The organism is Corallococcus exercitus (genome assembly GCF_003611585.1).
GTDB lineage: Bacteria > Myxococcota > Myxococcia > Myxococcales > Myxococcaceae > Corallococcus > Corallococcus exercitus.
This window is the reverse complement of record NZ_RAVW01000361.1, coordinates 1-10,257: the sequence shown is the minus strand read 5'-3', so window position 1 is coordinate 10,257 and position 10,257 is coordinate 1. Positions and strand designations below refer to the sequence as shown.

Genomic DNA, 10,257 nt, shown 5'->3' with positions numbered 1-10,257 from the left:
GGCGTGACGCGGGGTTCAGTGGGGGTGGAGCGGACGCCGTCCGTCGTGAGCTACGCGAGACGGGCGGCGTGGGTGACAAGCCAGGCGGTGGCTCGGCCGTGCGCGGGCAGCATCCGGCGCACGGAAATCCGGCGCGGAGCACGCTGCATGCAGGCTGTGAGCGAAACCGTCATCTGACGAGGGACCCGGGGGACTGCGGTTGCGGTGAAGTGCTGAATGTAGCCGCGCCGTCCGTGATTGCAACCGACCCTGGGAGAACAGGCGGCCTGGCGGACAACCGCCGTGACGCACGCAGGCGCGGAATCAGCGGACCGGGGACACGTCCTGGAACCACACGCCCGTGGCACCGATGGCTTCCAGCGCGAGCTTGATGTCCTCGGGAATGACGAGGACCACTTCCCAGTGTAGGGGGCGGAAGACCCTCGCACTGCCGAGCCGTGTGGCGTCGATGTGCATGCCCCAGACGGAGAGGTAGGTTCCGACCTTCTCCGCGAGCCCGTTCTTGGGGGTCCAGTACTGCACTTCCTCCGAAGCCTCTTCGTCGATGCAGTTCACGCGGCGAATGGCGTTCAGGATGAAGAAGTCGTCGGACTGTCCCTCGATGTCCACGGGGAAGAGCTGGACGTCATTCGGGGCCAGCCGCTCGAAGATGGAGGCCACCCGCGAGGTGACCACCGGGGTGCTGAACGCCGCGTGCGAGTAATCGAGTGCGCTGCCTGGAATGTCGATGGGGATGCGCAAGCTTCCTTCCCACGAGCTTGGCCGCCCAATCCGAAACTGCCAGGAGTCCTCAAGGTCCCGCCCCTGGGCATCCTGTGGGTGCCCAAGTTCCCAGCGGCCCTCGAGGTACACGTCGTCAGCGAGTTCGAAATATCGCAAGGACATGGGTCGGATTCCTGCACTCACCTTCCACTGAGCGATGGTTGTGCACGCGTCGGTCACTTGTCCGAGCGCGGCATGGCTCTCTCGAGGGTCCTGGTGCGGATGGGGCCTTCAGGGTCAGCGAAGTGAGGACACGTCCTTGAACTGCACACCCGTGGCGCCAATGGCTTCCAGTGCGAGCTTGATGTCCTCGGAGACGATGAGCGCGATGAGCCAGCCCCAGGTGCGGAAGACCTTCGCGTCCCCGGCCCTGGCCGGGTCGATGCGCAGCCGATGGACCGCTTGATAGGTGCCGACCCGCTCGGGCCGTCCATCCTCCGGCATCCAGTAGCGCACCTCGCCCGACGCGGTGTCGTCGATGCACTTCATGACGCGCACGACGTTGACGAGGAAGTATGGGTCGGGAGTGTCATCCATCGTGACCGGGAACAGCTCCACGTCTCCGGGAGCCAGCCGGGACAGCACCTCCGCGACCCGCTGGGAAACGACAGGAACCGCGCCCGCATCCGCGAGCGAGAAGTCGAGCGCCCTTCCCTGCGCGTAGGACGGAACGCGCAGCGTCCCCTCCACACGCGCGGGCGTGCCTTGCATGAACAGCCAGGAGCCGTGGTCCTGTCCCTGGGCATTCACGGGTGTCCCGAGCTCCCATCGGCCGGGAAGCGTCACATCGTCCGTGAGCTTGAAGTACCGAGGCGTCACACGGCCATCCTGACTCATCCACCACTCCGGGTGACCAACTTGTTGAGCCAGGTGTTCTCCGTAACGAGTTCCTTCGCGAGGATCCGGAGCGCCGCCGTCAGGTCGATCCGGCACTGCTGAATCGTCCGGCATGTGCTGGTCGCGAGCCTCAACCGTTCGAAGACCTCCTCGTGGTACTCCTGTGGATGAGGCCCTTTGTGTCCCGGAACATGAACCTGGTTCTCCGGGTCGTTCAGGGACATGCCTGCCTTGTCGAAGAGTTGTTGATAGCGCGGCGTCCACGGGCCTCCATTCGCGGTGGACGTGCTGAACTTGTCCGACGCGATGTGATGCTTCGGCCCCGGCACTTCCACGGGCCCACCCGTCGCCACCGCGCCCGGCGCCAGGGTGATGAGGATGTCACCCGTCGTGGACACGGCCACGGACTGCACCCGCGCGACCGCGCCCAGTTGGAAGCCACCCTGCGCGACGCCCACGAGTGACGCCTGCGCCGAACCGGGCAACGTGGGCACCTTCGCGGCCAGCGTCTCCGCCGTGCTTCCCAGTGCCGCCGTGGCCAGCATGACGAAGGCCCGCGCGGCGTTCTCTCCCATCACCTTGCCGTACTGCTCACCCGCGTCCCGGAGTGCGTCGAAGGTCGTGGCCTCCGCCACCGCTTCCGAGAGCCGCATCCACCCTTCAATGAGGCTCCACACCGTGTCGACGCCCAGGTAGGCGATGAGCACCGCCGTCATCGTCGCTGCGATGCCCTTGGACACCGGCTCCGGCAACAGCCACAGACCCAGGTACAGGGCGCTCGTCGTGACGATCATGGAGAGCACCGCCTCGCGATCCGTCATGCCCCGCAGCGCGCCCTCCGTCTCGTCCCACACCGAGTCCAACGCGATGGAGAAGGCCAGCGTGCGCTTGCCGTCCTCGTCCAGCGTGGATCCGCGCTCCAGGAGGTGGAGGCAATCGCCGGAGAGCGCCTTGCGCTTGCACCACCGGCCGTACGCCGCCGCCAGCTCCGCATCCGGCGCATCCGTGAGCCGGAGGTGTCCTCGTCCTGGCTCCTGCACGGAGATGAGCCCCAGGTGCCCACGCACATGAGCGTAGGGACGTGACGCGCGCGACGCCGCCAGCAGCCGCCGAGCCGTCTCCATCGGGTGCGTGGAAACAGGCGCGGTGCGTGCGAGCTCCGTGACCGCGGCCACGAAGGGATCTTCCTCCAGCTCCGCGGGCCGGACGTCCCGCTGTGGCGTATGGACGCGGGCGGGCCCTCGCCCCGTGTCGAGCCGCACGCTCCGGGACGCCGCACAGCCGGTCCCGGCGAGCAGCATCCACGTGATGACGACAGCGACAGTGCCGGTGAATCGCGGAGGGTTATCCGGAACGGAGGGCCGTGGCATGGGAGTGAAGCCTACCCGGAGCCCGAGCCTTCCCTCCCCGTCCCAGCTCACCCGCGCACAGCGGACAGCGCGGCGTCGGTCTCCTCAATCAGGGCCCGCACCAGGTCGGCCGCGGAACCCTCTCGCGACAGGCCAATGCCCTGCCCCGCCCACAGGGCCATGAAGCGCGTGTCGTTCTGCTTCGACGACGCGGCCCTCAGCGTGCGCGTGGCCCCGTGTTGCTGGGGGAACGGGAGGATGGCTCCGGCCTGCTCCAACGTGATCGTCAGCTCGTTCGGAATCGCGCGAGCCGGACGCCCGGAGAAGGCGCGCGTGATGCGCGAGGATTCATCCCGGGCCTCGCGCAGCAACGCCTTGTGCGCCGCCGCCGCGCTGGACTCCTGGCATCGCAGGAACGCCGTGCCCAACTGCACGGCCGCCGCCCCCAGCATCCGCGCCGCCGCGATGCCGCGTCCGTCCATGATGCCTCCGCTGGCGATGACCGGGACCCGCACGGCATCCACCATCTGCGGCACGAGCGCCATCGTCCCCACCATGCCCGCTTCGAACGACCCACCGAAGGAGCCCCGGTGGCCTCCCGCCTCCGAGCCCTGCGCGACAATCGCATCCACGCCCGCGGCCTCCAGCGCTTGGGCCTCGCGCACGTTCGTCGCCGTGCCCACGACGAGGATGCCTCGCGACCGGAACGCCTCCAGCACCGGCGCGGGCGGAATGCCGAAGGTGAAGCTGAACACCGTGGGCGCCGCTTCGAGCACCGCCTCCACCTGCTTCGCGAAGTCCGGCATCGCGGCCGCCGGAATCACGGGAGGTGGCAGCCCCAGCGCCGCATGGAAGCGCTCGAGGATGGCGAGCGTGGGCCCCGGGTCCGCGGGAGCGACGGCCGGCTGCGGCGCGAAGAGGTTGATGGCATAGGGCCGTGAGGTGAGCGCGCGCACCGCACGGGCCTGCTGGACGAGGTCCTCCGGCTGCACGTAGGCCGCGCCCAGCGAGCCCAGGCCGCCGGCTTCAGACACCGCCGCGACCAGCTCCGGCGGAGTCAGGCCGCCCGCCATCGGAGCCTGGATGAGCGGATGCTCCACGCCGAGCCGCTCCGCGAACCTGCGCCACGCCTGCGGATCCATCATGGCCTACCTCCCGTGACTCACGTCGGACAGCATTAACGGCCCGGATTCACGACGGGGCATCGCGCGCTCCGGAGGCATCAGTCCTACTTTCACACGCCATGCCAGCCACGAGGCGCTACGTCCCCCTCCCGCCCGGCCTGCCCAAACCTGTCCGACAGTCGGACAGGTTTTCGCCATGCCCTCCCGACGGGTCCGACTGTCGGACAGGTTTCGCGGTGAGCCGCCGCTGGAGGTCCCAGCAGAGTTCTCACCTTCTCATTCGCAGTCGTAGTTCGGCGCGGGCGCCCCGGGCTCCAGGACGACGGGCGCGGGGCCCCCGGTTTTCGCCAGCGCATCACCGCAGTCCAGCGCCGCGTCCTTCGCCAGGTGCCGGTACAGGACACACGACGCGCGCTCCACGAAGAACGCCTGCTTCGGCCAGTCCGGCCCTCGCGAGGCCAGGATGGCCACCGCGTACCGTCCTCCGTCCGGCAGCGTCACCAGCCCCACCTCGTTGAGCACGTTGTAGCGCGCGTCATCGCCGCAGCAGCCCGGCGGCAGCCATCCCCCCTTGTGCTGGAGTGACGCGCGGGCGCTCGCGGGCAGGCGCGTTCCCAGCCAACCGCCGCAGCCGTCCCGGGGCGTCAACTCCATCCACTTCAGCAGCCGCGCCGTGGGCTCCTGCTCCAACAACTCCCGCCGCTCCAGCCGCGCCAGGAACGACACCATGTCGTCCGCGCAGAAGTAGTTGTCCCGCCCCATCACGCGCGGAGAGTTCGTCGCCCAGCGCTCGCGGCCGTAGTTCCACTTCGTCAGCGCCGTGTGCGTCAGCCCCAGCTTCTGAAGATAGACATTGATGGCGTCCGGTCCGCCCACCAGGTCGATGACCTCTCCGGACGCCTCGTTGTCCGACGTGCGGAACACCTTCTCCGCGAGCGGCGCCACCGTCGCCATGTCCCGCTGCTCCAGCGCCGCCGCCACCCAGAACACCTTCGCGGAGCTGGCGGAGATGTGCGGCTCCGTGCCGGAGACGCTCGCCGTCTCCCCCGTGCGCAGGTCCACCACCGCCAGCGACAGGTCCGTTCCGGGGGACAGGCGCGCGGCCTCGCTCGCCAGCGACTCCACCACCGCCTTCAGGGACTCACGAGGCGCGTTCGCCTCCGGCGTCGTCGCGCAACCGCTCATCGCCACGAGCCCCGCCCAGAGCAGCACCGTCCGCATCCGCGACTCCCTTCAGTGAATCAGCCGGTACACCTGCTCCAGCATCAGCGCCGTCACCAGTCCGCAGTACGTGCCCAGCACGTACCCCAGCACCGCGAGCAGCACGCCCACCGGCGCGAGCGCGGGATGGAAGGCCGCCGCCACCACGGACGCGGAGGCCGTGCCTCCCACGTTCGCCTGAGAACCCACCGCCGCGAAGAACACCGGCGCCTTCAGCCAGCGCCGCGCCCCCATCGTCACCGCCGCGTGGATGCACATCCACACCGCCCCCACCGCCACCAGCGCGGGCGCGTCCCACAGCCGCCGGAACTCCGCCTGCGCGCCAATCGTCGCCACCAGCAGGTACAGGAACAGCGAGCCCAGGCGGCTCGCCCCCGCGCCCTCCAGCCTGCGCACCGGCGTGAACGACAGCACCACGCCCACCGTCGTCACCAGCAACACCACCCACGTGAAGCCCGTCACCACGTTGCCCAGGTCCGGCAGCCGCTTCGCCAGCGCCGTGCACACCACCGTCACGCCGAACGCCACCGCCAGCATCGACAGCAGGTCGGACAGGCTCGCGGGCCGGGCGGACGCCGCCTGGAGCCGCGCGGACTCCTCACGCACCCGGTCCAGCGCCGTCCGGTCCGCGCCGATGCTCGCGTCCATCGCCTTCTCACGCCCGGCGAAGGACAGCAGCACCGCCGTCCACACGTTGGACACGCCCACGTCCACCACCACCATCATGCTCAACGTGCTGTCCAGCGTGCCCACGCTCTGGCCAATCGCCACGAAGTTCGCGCTGCCGCCAATCCACGACCCGCTGAGCGCCGCCAATCCCTTCCACGCCTGGTCCCCCAGCTCCGCCGGCACCAGCCACCCCAACGCCAGATACGCGAGCGGCCCGCCCACCATGATGCCCAGCGACCCCGCCAGGAACACGCCCACCGCGTTGCGCCCCAGCCTCGCGATGGCGGGCAGGTCCACCGACAGCACCAGCAGCACCAGGCTCGCGGGCAGCAGGTACACGCGCGTGAAGCGGTACAGCTCCGACTGCGTGGGGATGACGCCCGTGTTCGACAGCAGCGTCGGCACGAAGTACGCGAACACCAGGAGCGGCACGACGTTGAAGAACCGCTCCACCGCCGGGTAGCGCTGCAAGGCATACAGCCCCGCCAGCACCGCGAGCAGCACGGCGAGCACCGCCATCGGGTCCTGGATGAGCGGTGGCGTCACCGGGGCTCCACGCCCAGGCCCGCGCCCTCTCCCAACTGGATGCGGCCCTGCACCACCGGGTGCGCGCGGTACGGGTCTTGCGCGAGCAGCAGGTTGCCGTCCAGGTCCACCCAGTCCACCAGCGGCGCCAGGTGCGCGCCCGCCGCGATGCCCAGCCCCGTCTCCACCATGCAGCCGAGCATCACCTTCAGGCCGCACGCGCGCGCCGTCTCGATGATGCGCAGCGCTTCACGGATGCCGCCGCTCTTCTGCAGCTTCACGTTGATGCCGTGGAAGCCCTCCGCCAGCTTCGGCACGTCCGACGCCTTCGTCAGCGACTCGTCCGCGACGAGCGGCAGCGGCGAACGCGCGCGCAGCCACTTCGCGCCCTCCACGTCCGCCGCGGGCAGCGGCTGCTCCACCAGCTCCACGCCCTGCGTGGACAGCCACTGGATGTGCGCCAGCGCCTCGTCCGGCTTCCAGGCCTCGTTCGCGTCCACGCGGATGGTCTGCGACGTGAGCGCGCGCACCGTGCCGAACACCTCCTGCACCCGGTCCGCGCCCAGCTTCACCTTGAGCACCGGGAAGTCCGCCGCCTCGCGCACCTTCACCGCGAGCGTCTCCGGCACATCGATGCCAATGGACATGGATGTCACCGGCTGCCGCGTGGGGTCCACGCCCAGCATCCGGTAAAGCGGCACGCCCATCACCTTGCCCGCCCAGTCATGCAGCGCCAGGTCCACCGCCGCCTTCGCCGCGGGGTTGTCCGGCAGCGCCGCGTCCACGGCCTCGGACACGTCGCGGAAGCAGCGCAGGTCGCGGCCCTCCAGCACCGGGGCCAGCTTGTGGAGCGCGGCCTCCACCGTCTCCCACGACTCGCCGTAGCGCACGTTGGGGGCGGCCTCGCCTTGGCCCACGTGCCCGCCGGAGCGCACCTCCACGAACACGTTGCGCTTCACCGTGCTCGTGCCCCGGGCAATGGTCCAGGCGTGACGCAGCGGCAGTTCCACGGTGCGAAAGCTCAACGGCGAGGCCATGGTCGGAATCCCTCCAGGGCTCCACCCTTAACACGGCACTCCCGGCAAACGCCGCTTCCGTTGCCTTCCGGGGCGCAAGGCGCGAGCCTCCCCGTCATGCGTCTCCTGCCCCTCCTCGCCGTGTTTTTCGCGCTGGGTCCAAGCCACGCCGCGTCATCCCGTCCCGCGCCGAAGGAGGAGCTGCGGACGCTGCTCGCGGAGCTCGTCGCCGCGGACACGTCCAACCCGCCCGGCAACGAGACGGCCGCGGCCCGGGTGGCGGCGAAGTGGCTCCGCGAGGCGGGCATCGAGTCGGAGCTCATCGAGCCCTCGCCCGGGCGCGGCAACCTGCTGGTGCGCCTGAAGGGCAGCGGCAAGGGCAGGCCGGTGCTCGTGCTCGCGCACCTGGACACGGTGCCGGCGGTGAAGGCCGAGTGGGCCACCGACCCGTGGACGCTCACGGAGAAGGACGGCCTGCTCTACGGACGCGGCGTGCAGGACAACAAGGGCATGGCGGCGGCGAGCATCCTCGCGCTGCGCCGGCTGAAGCAGGAGGGCGGCGCGCGCTCACGCGACATCCTCTTGTACCTGGGCGCGGACGAGGAGGTGGGCTCGGGGCAGGGGCTGGACTGGATGATGGAGCACCGGCCGGAATTGAAGGAGGCGGAGTTCGCGCTCAACGAGGGCGGCCTCACGGAGCTGTCGCCGGACCGCAAGGAGGTGCGCTTCGTGGCGCTCCAGGCCGCGGAGCGCGTGTCCCGCAACGTGACGCTCAAGGCCACGGGCCCTGGAGGCCACTCGTCCGCGCCGCCCGTGGACGCGGGGCCCCTGGTGCGGGTGGCCGCAGCCGTGGCGCGCGTGGGCGCCCTCACCTTCCCCGCGCACCTGACGCCCGCCGCGCGGCTGCACGTGCAGGGCCGAGCGCCGACGACGCCCGGGGAGCTGGGAGAAGCGCTGCGCCGCATCGCCGCCGCGCCGGACGCGCCGCCCGAGGACGCGGTGGCCACCGTGGCCAGGCTGGAGCCCGCGCTGGGCGCCGTGCTGCGCACCACCTGCGTGCCCACGGTGTTCAAGGCGGGCACGCGCTCCAACGTGATTCCCGCGACGGCCGAGGCCACCGTGAACTGCCGCCTGCTGCCGGACGCGGACCCTAAGGCCGTGCGCGAGCGCATCGTCGCGGCCGTGAACGACAAGGACATCGAAGTGGAGATGGACGTGTCGCCGCCGGACTCGCCCATGTCGCCCGTGGGGGACAACGCGATGTTCCGCGCGGTGAAGGCCGCCGCGGCGAAGGTGTGGCCCAAGGCGCCTGTGATTCCCCGCATGTCCACCGGCACCACCGAGTCCGCCACGCTGCGCCGCGCGGGCATTCACGCCTACGGCATCGACCTCTTCGCGCTGACGCCGGATGACGCGCGCACCGCGCACGCGCCCAACGAGCGCGTCCCGGTGGCGTCGCTCCAGCCCGGCGCGGAGTTCGTCTATCTCACCCTGAAGCACTTGACGCGCTGACACACCGGCCCCACCTCCTCCAGGGCCCAGGCGGCACGCGCGGATGGCACCGTCTGGGGTTGGGGCAACAACCTCCATGGCGAGCTGGGGAATGGCACCCGGTCACTCGATGCCGTCCCAGCGCCCTCACTCTTCCGGAATCCGTGAGACTTCGTCACGCAGGCGCGCGGACGCACCAGGCGCCTTGCGCGTGAGCGCTTCGATCCGATGGATGACAGACGCGCGCATCTGGCTTGAGACCGTCCGATGCTCGAGCATGTCCGACATCCACAACCCGTCGATGGCCAGACGGCAGAGCGTGAGTTCCGACGACTCCTGCTCCTCGGGGCTGAGCTGCGCCTCCCGCGCCTCATCCCAGATGGAGCTCCAGAGTTCCCGGACCTCCGGGTCGAAGAGCATGAGCCCGATGAGCGAGCGCATGACGTGGGCCTCTCCGTCATCCGCGGGAGCGTTGACCGTCACCCGGAGGTACGCGCGCGTTCCCCGGCCGTTGGGGTCCGGGTCCTTCTCCATCTCGGCGGCGACGGCCGCGGCGAAGCGCTGGGTCGCGTCGTCGAACAGCGCATCGAGCAGGACCGGCTTGGTCTGGAAATGCTCCAGCAGGTCCGCTTTCAAGACGCCTGCCCGCCTGGCGATGGCATCGAGCGTCACCGCCTGAAGCCCTTGCGCCAGGATGAGGTCCGCCGCCGCCCGAAGAAGCTGCTCGCGCGTCACTTCCGGCTGATTCTTCCTCCGCTGGGTCATTCGCTTTCCCTCTCGCAACCAGAACGCCGCTGCCTGTCCCTTCCATCCAATCACGATTGACGTCAGGCAGGCTCGGGGTTGCATCCGACCTTCCCCTGTCAGGGGGACGCGAGGGCGACTGGCCGGTACTCCTGAAGCCATACCTTCTCGAAGCCCCAGGTGAAGAGCATCCAGTGGGAGGCCTGTCCGGTGAAACCTTCCGCCTGGATGGGACGGGTGACGGTGATGATGCGCGTACCGGGGGTGCACGTGCGCAGGTGGGCGACGAGCCGCGCCTTCGTCTCCGGGCTGAACGCCACCCAGTTGCAGAAGATGTGCGTCGCGTCCGCCAGCGGTTCGCGTGTCATGTCGCCCACGGTGAGTGTGATGCCCACGGGTCCAAGCCACGGCGCCACGCGCGCCACGTGGTCCGCGAGCAGTTCCACGCCATGCGCCCCGGCACCCCACCAGCGCGCGGCGAGCAGCACACGGCCCCGCCCCGCGCCCAGGTCCACCACC

The 10,257-nt window shown here is 70.1% G+C and carries 10 protein-coding genes and 1 pseudogene; 2 read left to right on the top strand and 9 right to left on the bottom strand.

Going from position 1 to position 10,257, the window contains the following annotated elements:
* Window positions 1-303 precede the first annotated feature (303 nt).
* From D7W79_RS32050 to D7W79_RS32020, 7 genes are all read right to left on the bottom strand, one after another.
* A complete protein-coding gene (locus tag D7W79_RS32050; RefSeq protein WP_336242281.1) occupies window positions 304-741 on the bottom strand; it encodes an imm11 family protein in 438 nt (145 codons plus the stop codon).
* A 258-nt stretch (window positions 742-999) separates the two neighbouring features.
* The gene (locus D7W79_RS32045) at window positions 1,000-1,599 is read right to left on the bottom strand and encodes an imm11 family protein (protein WP_216626899.1); all 600 of its coding nucleotides are present in this window, start codon (window positions 1,597-1,599) and stop codon (window positions 1,000-1,002) included.
* Window positions 1,596-2,969, bottom strand: coding sequence for an AHH domain-containing protein (locus tag D7W79_RS32040; protein WP_120529169.1), 1,374 nt, complete (start codon window positions 2,967-2,969; stop codon window positions 1,596-1,598). The genes D7W79_RS32045 and D7W79_RS32040 overlap by 4 nt, the downstream gene beginning before the upstream one ends.
* 47 nt (window positions 2,970-3,016) lie before the next feature.
* The gene (locus D7W79_RS32035; RefSeq protein ID WP_120529168.1) at window positions 3,017-4,093 is read right to left on the bottom strand and encodes an NAD(P)H-dependent flavin oxidoreductase; all 1,077 of its coding nucleotides are present in this window, start codon (window positions 4,091-4,093) and stop codon (window positions 3,017-3,019) included.
* Window positions 4,094-4,348: 255 nt separating this feature from the next.
* Window positions 4,349-5,293, bottom strand: coding sequence for a serine hydrolase (locus tag D7W79_RS32030; protein WP_120529167.1), 945 nt, complete (start codon window positions 5,291-5,293; stop codon window positions 4,349-4,351).
* A gap of 12 nt (window positions 5,294-5,305) precedes the next feature.
* Window positions 5,306-6,508, bottom strand: coding sequence for a DUF819 family protein (locus tag D7W79_RS32025; protein WP_244222084.1), 1,203 nt, complete (start codon window positions 6,506-6,508; stop codon window positions 5,306-5,308).
* Window positions 6,505-7,524 carry a dipeptide epimerase gene (locus D7W79_RS32020; RefSeq protein WP_120529166.1) on the bottom strand — a complete coding sequence of 340 codons (1,020 nt, stop codon included), beginning with the start codon at window positions 7,522-7,524 and terminating at the stop codon, window positions 6,505-6,507. Before D7W79_RS32020 ends, D7W79_RS32025 begins: the two co-directional genes overlap by 4 nt.
* A gap of 96 nt (window positions 7,525-7,620) precedes the next feature.
* On the opposite strand from D7W79_RS32020, the gene D7W79_RS32015 reads away from it, so the two are divergent.
* Window positions 7,621-9,015 carry a M20/M25/M40 family metallo-hydrolase gene (locus D7W79_RS32015; RefSeq protein WP_120529165.1) on the top strand — a complete coding sequence of 465 codons (1,395 nt, stop codon included), beginning with the start codon at window positions 7,621-7,623 and terminating at the stop codon, window positions 9,013-9,015.
* Between the two features lie 54 nt (window positions 9,016-9,069).
* Window positions 9,070-9,162: pseudogene (locus D7W79_RS46115) on the top strand (hypothetical protein); the annotation flags it as partial.
* On the opposite strand, the gene D7W79_RS32005 reads toward D7W79_RS46115, so the two are convergent.
* Both D7W79_RS32005 and D7W79_RS32000 read right to left on the bottom strand, forming a co-directional pair.
* Window positions 9,142-9,759: a TetR/AcrR family transcriptional regulator gene (locus tag D7W79_RS32005; RefSeq protein WP_158617098.1), complete on the bottom strand. Its 618-nt coding sequence runs from the start codon at window positions 9,757-9,759 to the stop codon at window positions 9,142-9,144. The pseudogene D7W79_RS46115 and the gene D7W79_RS32005 sit on opposite strands and share 21 nt — an antisense overlap.
* A 98-nt stretch (window positions 9,760-9,857) precedes the next feature.
* Window positions 9,858-10,257: class I SAM-dependent methyltransferase (locus tag D7W79_RS32000; RefSeq protein WP_147442147.1), on the bottom strand; the 400-nt coding region annotated here is incomplete at its 5' end.

Coding starts and splice junctions, on each gene's coding strand:
- D7W79_RS32035 (WP_120529168.1), bottom strand. CDS start 4,093: ATGATGGATCCGCAGGCGTGGCGCAGGTTCGCGGAGCGGCTCGGCGTG.
- D7W79_RS32040 (WP_120529169.1), bottom strand. CDS start 2,969: ATGCCACGGCCCTCCGTTCCGGATAACCCTCCGCGATTCACCGGCACT.
- D7W79_RS32005 (WP_158617098.1), bottom strand. CDS start 9,759: ATGACCCAGCGGAGGAAGAATCAGCCGGAAGTGACGCGCGAGCAGCTT.
- D7W79_RS32030 (WP_120529167.1), bottom strand. CDS start 5,293: ATGCGGACGGTGCTGCTCTGGGCGGGGCTCGTGGCGATGAGCGGTTGC.
- D7W79_RS32045 (WP_216626899.1), bottom strand. CDS start 1,599: ATGAGTCAGGATGGCCGTGTGACGCCTCGGTACTTCAAGCTCACGGAC.
- D7W79_RS32015 (WP_120529165.1), top strand. CDS start 7,621: ATGCGTCTCCTGCCCCTCCTCGCCGTGTTTTTCGCGCTGGGTCCAAGC.
- D7W79_RS32020 (WP_120529166.1), bottom strand. CDS start 7,524: ATGGCCTCGCCGTTGAGCTTTCGCACCGTGGAACTGCCGCTGCGTCAC.